Annotated in this window: 17 protein-coding genes and 1 riboswitch; of the genes, 6 read left to right on the forward strand and 11 right to left on the reverse strand. The window is 68.7% G+C overall.

Features of this window, described 5'->3' with window-relative positions; all coding sequences use genetic code 11:
* Positions 1-45 precede the first annotated feature (45 nt).
* From ACSX1D_RS18345 to nrdR, 10 genes are all read right to left on the reverse strand, one after another.
* Positions 46-693, reverse strand: a complete 648-nt coding sequence (locus ACSX1D_RS18345) for a retropepsin-like aspartic protease family protein (RefSeq protein WP_439862365.1) — start codon at positions 691-693, stop codon at positions 46-48.
* Between the two features lie 17 nt (positions 694-710).
* Positions 711-1,445: a substrate-binding periplasmic protein gene (locus ACSX1D_RS18350; RefSeq protein WP_439859874.1), complete on the reverse strand. Its 735-nt coding sequence runs from the start codon at positions 1,443-1,445 to the stop codon at positions 711-713.
* 11 nt (positions 1,446-1,456) lie between these two features.
* Positions 1,457-1,969: a phosphatidylglycerophosphatase A family protein gene (locus ACSX1D_RS18355; protein ID WP_439859875.1), complete on the reverse strand. Its 513-nt coding sequence runs from the start codon at positions 1,967-1,969 to the stop codon at positions 1,457-1,459.
* Positions 1,962-2,930 carry a thiamine-phosphate kinase gene (thiL, locus tag ACSX1D_RS18360; RefSeq protein ID WP_439859876.1) on the reverse strand — a complete coding sequence of 323 codons (969 nt, stop codon included), beginning with the start codon at positions 2,928-2,930 and terminating at the stop codon, positions 1,962-1,964. Before thiL ends, ACSX1D_RS18355 begins: the two co-directional genes overlap by 8 nt.
* Positions 2,931-2,947: 17 nt before the next feature.
* Positions 2,948-3,439 carry a transcription antitermination factor NusB gene (gene nusB, locus ACSX1D_RS18365; protein WP_439859877.1) on the reverse strand — a complete coding sequence of 164 codons (492 nt, stop codon included), beginning with the start codon at positions 3,437-3,439 and terminating at the stop codon, positions 2,948-2,950.
* Entirely contained in the window at positions 3,436-3,912 is a 477-nt protein-coding gene (ribH, locus tag ACSX1D_RS18370) for a 6,7-dimethyl-8-ribityllumazine synthase (RefSeq protein ID WP_213641459.1), read from the reverse strand. Before ribH ends, nusB begins: the two co-directional genes overlap by 4 nt.
* A 51-nt stretch (positions 3,913-3,963) precedes the next feature.
* The gene (gene ribBA, locus ACSX1D_RS18375) at positions 3,964-5,058 is read right to left on the reverse strand and encodes a bifunctional 3,4-dihydroxy-2-butanone-4-phosphate synthase/GTP cyclohydrolase II (protein WP_439859878.1); all 1,095 of its coding nucleotides are present in this window, start codon (positions 5,056-5,058) and stop codon (positions 3,964-3,966) included.
* Between the two features lie 12 nt (positions 5,059-5,070).
* The gene (locus ACSX1D_RS18380) at positions 5,071-5,733 is read right to left on the reverse strand and encodes a riboflavin synthase (protein WP_439859879.1); all 663 of its coding nucleotides are present in this window, start codon (positions 5,731-5,733) and stop codon (positions 5,071-5,073) included.
* Between the two features lie 166 nt (positions 5,734-5,899).
* Positions 5,900-6,065: riboswitch (FMN riboswitch) on the reverse strand.
* 86 nt (positions 6,066-6,151) lie between these two features.
* Positions 6,152-7,270 carry a bifunctional diaminohydroxyphosphoribosylaminopyrimidine deaminase/5-amino-6-(5-phosphoribosylamino)uracil reductase RibD gene (gene ribD / locus ACSX1D_RS18385; protein ID WP_439859880.1) on the reverse strand — a complete coding sequence of 373 codons (1,119 nt, stop codon included), beginning with the start codon at positions 7,268-7,270 and terminating at the stop codon, positions 6,152-6,154.
* Positions 7,270-7,734, reverse strand: a complete 465-nt coding sequence (gene nrdR / locus ACSX1D_RS18390) for a transcriptional regulator NrdR (RefSeq protein WP_439859881.1) — start codon at positions 7,732-7,734, stop codon at positions 7,270-7,272. The genes ribD and nrdR overlap by 1 nt, the downstream gene beginning before the upstream one ends.
* A 130-nt stretch (positions 7,735-7,864) precedes the next feature.
* Here nrdR and ACSX1D_RS18395 point away from each other — a divergent pair, with 130 nt between their 5' ends.
* The 4 genes from ACSX1D_RS18395 to ACSX1D_RS18410 all read left to right on the forward strand — a co-directional run bounded on the left by ACSX1D_RS18395 (position 7,865) and on the right by ACSX1D_RS18410 (position 10,350).
* Positions 7,865-8,299, forward strand: a complete 435-nt coding sequence (locus tag ACSX1D_RS18395; protein WP_439859882.1) for a hypothetical protein — start codon at positions 7,865-7,867, stop codon at positions 8,297-8,299.
* On the forward strand, positions 8,296-8,952 hold the full coding sequence (locus ACSX1D_RS18400; protein ID WP_439859883.1) for a class I SAM-dependent methyltransferase: 657 nt from the start codon (positions 8,296-8,298) through the stop codon (positions 8,950-8,952). The genes ACSX1D_RS18395 and ACSX1D_RS18400 overlap by 4 nt, the downstream gene beginning before the upstream one ends.
* A gap of 86 nt (positions 8,953-9,038) precedes the next feature.
* Positions 9,039-9,911: a thioredoxin gene (gene trxA / locus ACSX1D_RS18405; protein WP_439859884.1), complete on the forward strand. Its 873-nt coding sequence runs from the start codon at positions 9,039-9,041 to the stop codon at positions 9,909-9,911.
* Between the two features lies 1 nt (position 9,912).
* A complete protein-coding gene (locus ACSX1D_RS18410) occupies positions 9,913-10,350 on the forward strand; it encodes an acyl-CoA thioesterase (RefSeq protein WP_439859885.1) in 438 nt (145 codons plus the stop codon).
* On the opposite strand, the gene ACSX1D_RS18415 is transcribed toward ACSX1D_RS18410, so the two are convergent.
* Positions 10,347-10,697, reverse strand: coding sequence for a hypothetical protein (locus ACSX1D_RS18415; RefSeq protein WP_439859886.1), 351 nt, complete (start codon positions 10,695-10,697; stop codon positions 10,347-10,349). The two genes, ACSX1D_RS18410 and ACSX1D_RS18415, sit on opposite strands and share 4 nt — an antisense overlap.
* Positions 10,698-10,820: 123 nt before the next feature.
* Between ACSX1D_RS18415 and ACSX1D_RS18420 the strand changes: the two genes are divergently transcribed.
* On the forward strand, positions 10,821-11,417 hold the full coding sequence (locus ACSX1D_RS18420) for a DUF2796 domain-containing protein (RefSeq protein ID WP_439859887.1): 597 nt from the start codon (positions 10,821-10,823) through the stop codon (positions 11,415-11,417).
* A 47-nt stretch (positions 11,418-11,464) separates the two neighbouring features.
* Positions 11,465-12,172 (forward strand): ABC transporter ATP-binding protein, encoded by a 708-nt coding sequence (locus ACSX1D_RS18425; protein WP_439859888.1) that lies wholly within the window; start codon positions 11,465-11,467, stop codon positions 12,170-12,172.
* Position 12,173 lies beyond the last annotated feature (1 nt).

Consider the following 12,173-nt stretch of genomic DNA (forward strand, 5'->3'; position numbering starts at 1 on the left):
TGAATTACCGATGATAGGTATCGAAACGCGCCGATCGGCCCGGGCTCAGTGCTTGGACTCGAGCATCAGCACATCCTGCTCGACCTTCCAGCCGACCCGGCTGAGAAAGCTCATGCCGAGCAGGGCCTCGGTCGGCGCGCCGCCCTCCAGCACCACCGCCTCGACGCCCAGCACCTCGAGGCCGCCGACCTTGACGCTCTTGAGGTCGACCCGCCAGCCGCGCGCCGTGCCGCTGGCGGTGTTGACCTGCAAGGGCCGGCCGCTCACCCGGTAGTCGATACCCAGACGCCGGGCCTGGCCATCATTGAGGGCGACCGCGGTGGCCCCGCTGTCGACCAGGAACTGCACCGGATGGCCATTCACCGAGCCGGCCACCCAATAATGCCCGCCGACGCCCTTGGCAATGCTCAACTGGCGCTTGCTCGCCTCGGCGAAGCCATCGCTGTACTCGCGACTGAGGCCATAGCTGCGCTCGACGCCATCGACCCGCAGCACCGCCCCGCGGCTGTCGGCACTGACCAGCTCCACCCCGCCGGGGCCAACCTGGCCGACCTTCACCAGCTTGCGCTGGCCGTCGACATTGATCACCGCAGCCCCGGGAAACAGACCGACCACGCGCACCTGGGTGGCCGCCCAGAGCGGTTCGACGGCCGTCAACAGCAGGCCGATGGCCAGCGCCTTCACACTCTGCATCATGCGTCTTGCACTCCTTACTCGAACGGATAGGGCTGCTGCCAGCGCGCGAAAACCGCTCGCAGACTGCCGCGCTTGACCAGCTCATCCATACGCTGGTCGAACAGCCGGGCCAAGGCACGCCCTCGCGGGTTGTCGGCGAAACCCAGATACAGCGGCAGGCTGGTCGCCGGGGTGATGCGAAAACGCGTCGGATCGGCCGCCTGCTCGAGGACCGCCTCGACCTCGGCACGCGAGTCGATATAGAAGTCGGCACGGTGATACAGCAGCATTCGCGGGATATCGCTGTCGCGCTGGATTTCCCGGTAGTTTTTCAGATCCGGCAGATAGCGCTGGAAGGCATAGCCACGCATCCACACCAGCTGCGCCGCGCCGAGCGTGTCCAGGGTGGGCGCCGGGCGCTCGGCCAGGCCCAGGGCGGTGATCTGGTCGGCATCGTAGTGCCAGCGCGGGTAGATCACGCCGCGGTCGATCTCATCCCGGTAGGAACCGACCCAGGCATCCGCCTCGCCCCGCTGGACCAGGCCGATGGAGCGGGTATAGGGCACGCTCTGGATCGCCAGCAGGACACCGGCGGGCTCAAACACCTGACGCAGGATGTCCCAGGCCAGGCCGCTGCCGTCGGCCTCGGTATCGTCTTCCCAGACCTCGCTGGCCAGACGGATGTGCGTCGGCCCCGCCGGTTCGGCTTGGACGCCGCTCCAGCTCAGGAGTCCCAACAGTAATGCCAGCCAGCAACCCAGCAGCTTCATCCCCGGTCTCGCTAAAGGCCCAGTCCCGCGGCCAGGCCGTTGGCCCAGCCCCACACCAGCAGTTGCATCGCCAGCCAGGCGAACACCCCGGCCAGCACATCGTCGAGCATGATGCCGACGCCGCCGTGCACGTGCCTGTCGACCCAGCTGATCGGCCAGGGCTTGAGGATGTCGAACAGGCGGAACATGAGGAAGCCTAGCAGCAGCCAGATCCAGCCTTCTGGTACCAGCCAGAGGGTGATCCACATGCCGACCATCTCGTCCCAGACGATGCCCTCGTGGTCATGCACCCGCAGGTCCTCGGCGACCTTGCCACACAGCCAGAAGCCGAACAGCATGGTCAGGCCGAGCATCAGCCAGTAGCCCCAATCCGGCAGCATCTGCCACAGTGGGATGAATGGCAGGGCCACCAGCGAGCCCCAGGTTCCCGGCGCCTTCGGCAGGGTGCCCGAGCCGAACCCAAAGGCCAGGAAATGCCAGGGGTTACGCCAGACCGAAGGTGGCACTCTCGAAGTCTCAGACACCGCTGCTCCCGAAATGCTGATAACCGCGCGCTGGCGGTGTAAGGCTGCGCCCCTGTTCGTCCAGCAGCTGCACGCCCTCGCCGGCCGCGACCCGGCCGACCACCTGCACCGGCCAGCCGGCTGCCTGCAGGCCGTGCAGATGCTGCGCCGGCAGGGTAAAGGCCAGCAGGTAGTCGTCACCGCCAGCAAGCGCGCACTGCCGCGCGGCGTCTTCGCCGAGCAGAGCGCGCAGGGCGCTCGACAGCGGCAACCGCGCCTGCTCGACCAGCAGCGCCACCCCGGAGGCCGCGGCAATATGCCCGCAATCGGCCAGCAGGCCGTCGGAGATGTCCAGCGCCGCCGTGGCCTTGCCGCACAGGGCCTGGCCCAGGGCCAGCTGCGGCTGCGGCGACCAGTAGCGCGCCAGCAAGGGCTCGGCGATCTGCGTCGAGGCCTGGCGCCGTCCCAATACCAGGGGCAAAGCACCGGCCCCGTCGCCGAGGCATCCGCCGACGCAGAGCAGGTCGCCTACCTGCGCACCGCCGCGGGTCAGCGCCTGCCCCGCCGACACCCGGCCAAACACGGTGACGGTCAGGCTCAGTGGCCCACGGGTGGTATCGCCGCCGATCAGACGCGCGGCACACTGCCGCGCCATCTGGTCGAGGCCGCGGGCGAAGGCTTCCAGCCAGGCCGGCTCGGCGCGGGGCAGGGTCAGGGCCAGGGTGAAGCCGATGGGCGTCGCGCCCATGGCGGCCAGGTCGCTCAGCGACACACCGAGTGCGCGCTGGGCTAGCAGGTAGGGGTCGGCCCCGGTGGGGAAATGCACGGCCTCGACCAGGGAGTCGGTGGACACCGCCAGCTGTTCGCCGGGCGGCACCTCCAGCAGCGCGCAATCATCGCCGATGCCCAGGGCCACGCCTTCGCCGGCCTGCGCGCAGGACGCGGCGGCGAAGTAGTGACGGATCAGTTCGAACTCACCCAAGGCCAGGCGCGTCCGAATCAGCGCTTGTGCGCGCGAACTTCGTCGGACCGCAGACGCGGCGCCAGCTTGTCCAGCACGCCGTTGACGAACTTGTGTCCGTCGGTGGCGCCGAACACCTTGGCCAGCTCGATGCCTTCGTTGATCACCACCCGATAGGGGATATCGATGCGGTTCTTCAGCTCGTAGGTGGACAGGCGCAGGATCGACAGCTCGACCGGATCGATCTCGTCCAGCGGACGATCCAGCAGCGGGGTGAAGGCCTCGTCGATCTCGGTCTTCTGCCGCGCCACGCCATGCAGGATCTCATGGAAGTAGGCGCCATCGACGGCACTGAAGTCGTTGTCCACGCGGAACTGCGCTTCGATCTCGTTCAGCGCCTGGCCAGCGATGTGCCAGGAGTACAGCGCCTGCATGGCCAGGGTGCGCGCCTCGCGGCGCGCCAGGGTCTTGGCGCTGGGGCCCTTCTTGGCCGGCTGCGGCTTCTGGCCGTGGCTGTCGTTCTGGCTCACTTGGCCTCCAACTGCGCCAGCAGGCTGACCATTTCCAGGGCCGACAGCGCGGCTTCCGCACCCTTGTTGCCAGCCTTGGTGCCGGAGCGCTCGATGGCCTGCTCGATGGAGTCCACGGTCAGCACGCCGAAGGCCACCGGCACGCCGAACTCCATGGAGACCTGGGCAAGGCCCTTGGTGCACTCGCCGGCGACGTATTCGAAGTGCGGGGTACCGCCGCGGATCACCGCGCCGAGGGCGATGATGGCGTCGAACTCGCTGCGCTGGGCGACCTTCTGCGCCACCAGGGGAATCTCGAAGGCACCCGGGGCACGGATGATTGTGATGTCGCTTTCGCTCACGCCGTGACGCACCAGGGCGTCAACTGCGCCGCTCACCAGGCTTTCGACGACGAAGCTGTTGAAGCGGCCGACCACCAATGCAAAGCGGCCCTTGGGGGCGATGAAAGTACCTTCGATGGTCTTCAGGGTCATAGCGGGTCTCGTCTGGATAAAGAGCCGGGGCGCCCGGGGCGCCCCTCGGGGTTATTCGGAGGGCAGGTATTCTACAACTTCCAGGTCGAAACCGGATATTGCGTTGAACTTCATCGGCGAACTCATCAGGCGCATCTTGCGCACGCCGAGGTCACGGAGGATCTGCGAGCCGGCGCCGACCGTGCTGTAGGTGGTCGGGTTGACCACTTTCGCCTCGTGCCCCAGCTGGCGGTCCAGGTGGGCCAGCAGGTCCGGGCCGGTCAGCGGGTTGCCCAGCAGCAGGACCACACCACTGCCGGCCTCGGCGACCTTGCTCATGGCCGCCCGCAGGCTCCAGCGCCCCTCCTGCTTTACCATGAACAGGTCGCGCAGCGGATCCATGTTGTGCACCCGCACCAGGGTCGGCAACTCGGGGCTGATGGTGCCCAGGGTCAGGGCCATGTGCACGTCGCCCTCCACCGCATCGCGGTAGGTCACCAGGTTGAACTGGCCCAGCTCGGTGTCCAGTTCCTGCTCGCTGATGCGCTCGACGGTGCGCTCGTGGATCAGCCGGTAGTGGATCAGGTCGGCGATAGTGCCGATCTTGATGCCATGCTCGGCGGCGAACTCCTCCAGCTCCGGGCGGCGGGCCATGGTGCCGTCGTCGTTCATGATCTCGCAGATCACCCCGCTCGGCTCGAAGCCGCCCATGCGCGCCAGGTCGCAGGCCGCCTCGGTGTGACCGGCGCGGGCCAGCACGCCGCCGGGCTGGGCCATCAGCGGGAAGATATGGCCGGGGCTGACGATATCGTCGGCCTTGGCGTTCTTCGCCGCCGCGGCCTGCACGGTACGCGCCCTGTCGGCAGCCGAGATGCCGGTGGTGACGCCCTCGGCGGCCTCGATGGAGACGGTGAACTTGGTGCCGAAACCGGAGCCGTTGCGCGGCGCCATCAGCGGCAGCTTGAGCAGCTCGCAGCGCTCGCGGGTCATCGGCATGCAGATCAGGCCGCGGGCGAAGCGCGCCATGAAGTTGATGTGCTCGGCGGTGACCGCTTCCGAGGCGATGATCAGGTCGCCCTCGTTCTCGCGATCCTCGTCATCCATGAGGATGACCATCTTGCCGGCGCGAATGTCTTCGATCAGTTCTTCGATGCTGTTGAGTGCCATGCTGGCGGTTCCTTAATTCTTCAGGTAGCCGTGTTCGGCCAGAAAGCTTTCCGTCAGGCCGGCGGCCTTGGGTTCGGCGGCCTTGTCGCCGAGCAGCAGGCGCTCCAGGTAACGCGCCAGCAGGTCGACCTCAAGGTTGACCTGCCGCCCTGGACGGTAGTCGACCATGATGGTCTCGGCCAGGGTGTGCGGGACGATGGTCAGCTCGAACTCCGCGCCGCTCACCGCGTTCACTGTCAGGCTGGTGCCGTCGACGGTGATCGAGCCCTTGTGGGCGATGTACTTGGCCAGCTCGCGCGGCGCGCGGATCTTGAATTGCACGGCGCGGGCGTTGTCCTCGCGCGAGATCACCTCGCCGACGCCGTCGACATGGCCGCTGACCAGGTGCCCGCCGAGGCGGCTACTGGGTGTCAGGGCCTTCTCCAGGTTGACCGGGCTGCCGGGTTTGAGGTCGATGAAGGCGGTGCGCGCCAGGGTCTCGCGGCTGACGTCGGCCCAGAAGCCATCGCCGGGCAGCTCCACGGCAGTCAGGCACACGCCATTGACCGCGATGCTGTCGCCCAGCTTGACGTCGCCCAGGTCGAGCTTGCCGGTCGCGACGTAGACACGCACGTCGCCGCCCTTGGGGCTCAGCGCCCGGATACTGCCGATGGCCTCGATTATGCCGGTGAACATAGCGCCTCCGCGGACTCGGAAACGACACGAGGCGGATGGAACACGCCGCGCGCCGGGGTCGAGTGATAAGCCTGTGACATATGGACGAACTCCTGTTTATCAAAAACAGGGCGTGACTGATCGAAAGGGATCTAGCAGGCGCCCGCAACGGCGCCCTTTCAGACAATCCCGCTCTCTCTTTATCCGGACTGTGACCGTCGGCCCCGGAATCACACCGGGTCTGCTGACCTTACCCTCGCCCCCTCGGGGGACAGCAGGCAAGCGCTCGCGGGCTAGGCGCCTTGCGCGCCATTACCGCCGGTGGGGAATTGCACCCCGCCCTGAGAACGTTGCGGCCACCTGGGTGGCCGAGACGCGTTTTACCACAATTGACCACAGCCTGCATGGGCGCAAGGCCGCCGTGCCGGCGATTGGCCGATCAGTCCTTGCCCCTGGGCACGGCGATGATCCGCCAGTCGTCGCCGACTGCGCGCATGTCGACGATCTTCAGCTCCTGCGCCTCGGCCATGCGCGCCAACGGCAGGTCGAGCAACGGGCGGGCGCTGGAGCCGAGCAGCTTGGGCGCGACGAACAACTGGTACTCGTCGACCAGGCCCTGGCGGGCGAAGGCCCCGGCCAGGCGCGGCCCGGCCTCGACCAGCACCTCGTTGGCGCCGCGCGCGGCCAGCTCGGCCAGCAGCTTGCCCAGGTGCACATGGCCATTGCTGCCCGGAACGGCCAGCAGCTCATGGCCTGCCTCGAGAAAGCGTTCGCGCGCCGCGGCGGCGGCGCAGGTGGCGACCAGCGCCGGCCCGGCCTGGAAGAACGGCACGTCGAGCGGCACCCGCAGGCGCCCGTCGATCAGCACCCGCAGTGGCGGACGATTGGCGGCCAGGGCGGTCAGCTCGGCGCCCAGGCCCAGCTCGTCGGGGCGCACGGTCAGGCGCGCACCGTCGGTCAGCACCGTGTCGGCGCCACTCAATACCACGCTGGAACGGGCACGCAGGCGCTGCACCGCGGCCCGCGCCGCCGGGCCGGTGATCCACTGGCTTTCGCCGCTGGCCATGGCGGTGCGACCGTCCAGGCTCATCGCCAGCTTGACCCGGACCAGCGGCAGGCCCAGTTCCATGCGCTTGATGAAGCCGGCATTGAGGGTCCGCGCCTCGGCCTCGAGCACACCGCCGAGCACCTCGATGCCGGCCTGCTGCAGGCGCGCCAGACCGTTGCCGGCCACCTGCGGATTGGGGTCCTGCATGGCCGCGACCACCCGGGCCACGCCCGCGGCGACCAGCGCATCGGCGCACGGCGGGGTGCGACCATGATGGCTGCAGGGTTCCAGGGTGACATAGGCGGTGGCGCCGCGGGCCTGGTCGCCGGCCTGGCGCAGCGCATGCACCTCGGCGTGCGCCTCGCCGGCGCGGGCATGCCAGCCCTCGCCGATGATCCGCCCGTCGCGGACGATGACGCAGCCGACGCGTGGATTCGGATGGGTGGAATACAGGCCCTTGCGGGCCAGCTCGAGGGCTCTGGCCATGAAGGCCTGGTCGCAGTTCGGCATCACCCTTTCGACGGCTCGCGGGACAGCCGGTCGATCTCCTCGCGGAATTCGTTGAGGTCCTGGAAGCGCCGGTAAACCGAGGCGAAGCGGATGTAGGCCACTTCGTCGAGCTTCTGCAGCTCGCCCATCACCAGTTCGCCGAGCACCAGCGACTTGACCTCGCGCTCGCCGGTGGCGCGCAGCTTGTGTTTGATATGGGCGATCGCCGCCTCCAGGCGCTCGATGCCCACCGGGCGCTTCTCCAGGGCCCGCTGCATGCCGGCGCGCAGCTTCTCTTCGTCGAACGGCTGACGACTGCCGTCCTGCTTGATCAGCCGCGGCATCACCAGCTCGGCGGTTTCGAAGGTGGTGAAGCGCTCGCCGCAGGCCAGGCATTCGCGCCGACGGCGCACTTGCTCGCCTTCGGCGACCAGGCGCGAGTCGATGACCTTGGTGTCGTTGGCACCGCAGAACGGACAGTGCATAGGGGGCTGCAGCCTTTAACCGGAAGGCGCCATGGTAGCGCATCCCGCAGGCAAGACAAGCCGCCTACTTTGCGGTATACAGGCGCGCCTGCAACTAAGCTTTCTGGCAACCCCGCCGATGGACTCACTCATGTCGCCCAGACCGCTTGCCGCGCTCGCCCTGGCCCTCCTGCTCGGCGCCTGCGCCAGCGCCCCGGACAGCCCCGCTCCAGCGCCCAGCCCGGTGCCGGCACCCGCGCCAGAGACCGTGCCCGAGCACCTGCGCGAGCTCAGTGGCCAGCTGCTCGGCGTGCCCAGCGGCGCCGAGGTCGAGCTGGCCCTGCTGGTCCTCGATCAACGCGGCCTGCCACAGCGCCTGCTGGGCAATATCCAGCTGAGCGGCAACGGCGGCGCCCTGCCGTTTCGCCTGCACTTCAACCCGCAGTCCTTCGCCCACGACTCGCGCGTCGAGCTGCGCGGCCGCGCCCACCAGTCCGGCCGCCTGATCCTGCGCCTACCGCCGCTGACCATCCGCCATGCCGACAACCAGGCCATGGGCCAGCTGTATCTGGTCCCCGCGCCATGACGCCGCCCCATGAACTGCAGGCAGCCCTGAACCGGCTGCTCGGCGACGCCCGCCTCGCCGCCACGCCCCTGCCCGGCACCGAGCTGCAGCTGTGGCTGATCGATGCGGCCAACATGGACCGCGCCTTCAGCCCGGAAGAAACCCGACGCATCCTCGAGGAGCCGCCCTACTGGTGCTTCTGCTGGGCCAGCGGGCTGATCCTGGCGCGCTGGCTTGCCGAGCACCCGCACTGGGTGCACGGCAAGCGGGTGCTGGACTTCGGCGCCGGCTCCGGGGTGGCGGCGATCGCCGCCGCCAAGGCCGGCGCCCTCGAAGTGGTGGCCTGCGACCTGGACCCGCTGGCCCTGCAGGCCTGCCGAGCCAACGCCGAACTCAATGGCGTCGAGCTGAGCTACTCGGCGGACTTCTTCACCGAAGCCGACCGTTTCGACCTGATCATCGTCGCCGACGTACTCTACGACCGCGCCAACCTGCCGCTGCTCGACCAGTTCCTCAGCCGCGGCCGCCAGGCCCTGGTCGCCGACTCGCGGGTGCGTGATTTCCGCCACCGGCTGTATAGCCGCCTCGCCGTGCTGGAGGCCTGCACCTGGCCGGACCTGGCCGAGCCGGCGGAGTTTTGCCAGGTCAGCCTGTACCACGCCCAGCGTGCCTGAACGCCATAGCAGCCGCCGCCCTTGTATCCAAGCGCGCGCGGCCACACTTATAGTCCTATCCACTCTGCCCCTGTCCGAGACCGACCATGAGCGACACCCCTTATATCTTTGACGTATCCGGCGCCGCCAACTTCGAGCAGCTGGTCATCCAGAACTCCTTTCACAAGCCGGTACTGGTGGACTTCTGGGCCGAATGGTGCGCCCCGTGCAAGGCGCTGATGCCGCTGCTGGCGCAGATCGCCGAGGGCTATCAGGGCGAACTGCTGCTGGCCAAGGTCGACTGCGACGCCGAGCAGGAGATCGTCGCCCGCTTCGGCATCCGCAGCCTGCCCACCGTGGTGCTGTTCAAGGACGGCCAGCCGGTCGACGGCTTCGCCGGCGCCCAGCCGGAGTCGGCGATCCGCGCCATGCTCCAGCCCCACGTCGCCGAGCCGCCACCACCCCAGGCCGACCTGCTGCAGAGCGCCCGGGAGCTGTTCGCCGACGGCCGCATCGGCGAGGCGGAGAACCTGCTCAAGCAGCTGCTCATCGAAGACAATGAAAACGCCGCCGCGCTGATCCTCTATGCCCGCTGCCTGGCCGAGCGCGGTGAGCTCGGCGAAGCCGAGACCGTGCTCGATGCGGTCAAGGGCGACGAACACAAGCAGGCCCTGGCCGGCGCCCGCGCCCAGCTGACTTTCCTGCGCCAGGCCGCCGACCTGCCGGAGGTCGCCAGCCTGAAGAGCCGCCTGGCGCAGAACGCCGAGGACGACGAGGCGGCCTACCAGCTGGCCATCCAGCAACTGGCGCGCCAGCAGTACGAGGCGGCGCTGGATGCCCTGCTCAAGCTGTTCGTGCGCAACCGCGGCTATGCCGACGGCGTGGCGCACAAGAGCCTGCTGCAGGTGTTCGACCTGCTCGGCAACGACCACCCGCTGGTGACCAGCTACCGGCGCAAGCTGTACCAGGCGATCTACTAAAGTGCAGCCGCCCTTTCAGTTGCTGCTGCGGGTGCGCTATGCCGAGTGCGACGCCCAGCAGGTGGTGTTCAACGCCCGCTATGCCGACTACATCGACCTGGCCGCCGGGGAGTTCTACCGGGCGCTGCTCGGCGGCTATCGGGCCTTGCTGGAGCGAGGCCTGGACACCCAGGTGGTGCGCCTGAACATCGACTGGAGCGCATCGGCGCGCTTCGACGAGGTGCTCGAACTGCAGGTGCAGACGCTGCGCATCGGCAACAGCTCCTACAGCCTGCAGGTGGACATCCTGCGCCACGAGGACCAGCGCCTGCTGGCAAAGGGCGAAGTGACCTACGTCATGGTCGATAGCACGGCCCTGCACAAGGTCAGCGTCCCCGACGACCTGCGCGAAATGCTGCAGCGCGGCGCGCCGGGGGTGCGCATCGACCAGGCCGGCTAGTCGCCCTGCCAGTGATAGACCGGCGCGTCGGTGGCGGTTTCCACCCGTACCTGGGGGCAATGGCGCAGGCGCACCAGCAGGCGCTTGCCCGCGGCCTCGCCGCCGGCCAGGGCGGCCAGCTGAGCCAGCAGCTGCGGTCCTTCGACCCGCCCGGCCTCGCGCAGCAGGTCCAGGGTGGTGCGCCACAGCGCATCGCTGCCCTGCGCGCCCGACCGCCTCGCGTCGGCCGGCTCTACGGCAGCGGCCGCCGCCGGCAGGTGTTCGGCCAGCTGCGCCCAGTCCTCGGCATCCAGCTCCAGGGTCAGGTCCACCGGCCAGTCACCGATACGTCCACGGATACGCAGCATCTTGTCGCCCTCGATTGCTCAGCCGTCATGCTCCCACGTCGCCTCCGTCCGGCCAAGGGACTGGCCAGCGGCGCCCTAAATTCGTTATAACGTAACAACTTTAGTGCCTTCGCGGAGACCACTATGCACCGCCTGCTGCTTGCCCTGCCCTTTACCCTGCTGCCCCTGGCCCTCGCCCAGGCCACCGCGTCCCATCACGGACATGCCGAGCACGCCCATGAACACGCCGAGCCCGCCAGCCTGGCCGCCCACGAGCACGGCGCCGCCCAGCTTAACGCCGTGCTGGACGGCCAGACCCTGGAACTGGAGCTGCGCAGTCCGGCCAGCAACCTGGTCGGCTTCGAACATGCCGCCGCCAGCACCGCCGACCGCGCCAAAGTCGCCGCGGCCCACGGCCTGCTGCAACAGCCCGTGGCGCTGTTCGATCTAGGCGCCGGCGATTGCACGGTTGCCGAGCAGAACCTGGAGAGCCCGCTGTTCGTCACCGACGAGCACGACCACCACGATCACAGCCAGGCACCCGAGCACGGCGGCGAACACAGTGAGATCCATGCCCACTACCGCCTCCGGTGCCAGCAGCCGGAAGCCCTGCAACGGCTGGACCTGAGCGAATTGTTCAAGCGCTTTCCCGCCACCGAGAAAATTCAGGTACAACTGATCGGCCCAAACGGCCAGCAAGGCGCCGAGCTGAGCCCAGCCGCGCCGACCTTGAGCCTCTAGTTCACCTATTCGCAGTAGATCGGTCGGGGCAACCCGGCCGCCTGGTCATGAGTTCAGCACTGATCACGCTGTCCAACCTCGGCTTCGCCTGGCCCGGCCAGGCCGAGCTGCTGGACATCCCCTGCTTCACCCTGCAACGTGGCGAAAGCCTGTGTCTCAAGGGCCCCAGCGGCAGCGGCAAGACCACCCTGCTCGGCCTGCTGGGCGGCGTGCAGCGCGCCCAGCGCGGCAGCATCGAGCTGCTCGGCGAGGACCTGGGCAAGCTGTCGGCCGGCGCCCGCGATCGCTTCCGGGTCGACCACACCGGCTACATCTTCCAGCAATTCAACCTGCTGCCGTTCCTCTCGGTGCGGGAGAACGTCGAGCTGCCCTGCCGCTTCTCGCGCCTGCGCAGCCAGCGCGCCGCCCAGCGTCACGGCAGCGTCGACGGCGCTGCCGCCGCCCTGCTCGACCACCTGGGGCTGAACGCCGAGCTGCTCGAGCGGCGCGCCGGCGAGCTGTCCATCGGCCAGCAGCAGCGCGTCGCCGCCGCCCGCGCGCTGATCGGCCAGCCGGAACTGGTGATCGCCGACGAGCCGACCTCGGCCCTGGACTACGACGCCCGCGAGGCCTTCCTGCAGCTGCTGTTCGCCGAATGCCGCACGGCCGGGGCCAGCCTGCTGTTCGTCAGCCACGACCAGAGCCTGGCCCACCTGTTCGACCGCAGCCTGTCGCTGGCCGAGCTCAACCGCGCCGCCGCGCCCCGGGAGGCCTGAG

Origin of the sequence: Pseudomonas sp. MBLB4136 (assembly GCF_051904765.1) — a bacterium.
In the GTDB taxonomy this organism is placed as follows: domain Bacteria; phylum Pseudomonadota; class Gammaproteobacteria; order Pseudomonadales; family Pseudomonadaceae; genus Aquipseudomonas.

Coding starts and splice junctions, on each gene's coding strand:
- ACSX1D_RS18345 (WP_439862365.1), bottom strand. CDS start 693: ATGCAGAGTGTGAAGGCGCTGGCCATCGGCCTGCTGTTGACGGCCGTC.
- ACSX1D_RS18350 (WP_439859874.1), bottom strand. CDS start 1,445: ATGAAGCTGCTGGGTTGCTGGCTGGCATTACTGTTGGGACTCCTGAGC.
- ribH (WP_213641459.1), bottom strand. CDS start 3,912: ATGACCCTGAAGACCATCGAAGGTACTTTCATCGCCCCCAAGGGCCGC.
- ribBA (WP_439859878.1), bottom strand. CDS start 5,058: ATGGCACTCAACAGCATCGAAGAACTGATCGAAGACATTCGCGCCGGC.
- ACSX1D_RS18380 (WP_439859879.1), bottom strand. CDS start 5,733: ATGTTCACCGGCATAATCGAGGCCATCGGCAGTATCCGGGCGCTGAGC.
- ribD (WP_439859880.1), bottom strand. CDS start 7,270: ATGCCGAACTGCGACCAGGCCTTCATGGCCAGAGCCCTCGAGCTGGCC.
- nrdR (WP_439859881.1), bottom strand. CDS start 7,734: ATGCACTGTCCGTTCTGCGGTGCCAACGACACCAAGGTCATCGACTCG.
- ACSX1D_RS18395 (WP_439859882.1), top strand. CDS start 7,865: ATGTCGCCCAGACCGCTTGCCGCGCTCGCCCTGGCCCTCCTGCTCGGC.
- ACSX1D_RS18400 (WP_439859883.1), top strand. CDS start 8,296: ATGACGCCGCCCCATGAACTGCAGGCAGCCCTGAACCGGCTGCTCGGC.
- trxA (WP_439859884.1), top strand. CDS start 9,039: ATGAGCGACACCCCTTATATCTTTGACGTATCCGGCGCCGCCAACTTC.
- ACSX1D_RS18415 (WP_439859886.1), bottom strand. CDS start 10,697: ATGCTGCGTATCCGTGGACGTATCGGTGACTGGCCGGTGGACCTGACC.
- ACSX1D_RS18420 (WP_439859887.1), top strand. CDS start 10,821: ATGCACCGCCTGCTGCTTGCCCTGCCCTTTACCCTGCTGCCCCTGGCC.
- ACSX1D_RS18425 (WP_439859888.1), top strand. CDS start 11,465: ATGAGTTCAGCACTGATCACGCTGTCCAACCTCGGCTTCGCCTGGCCC.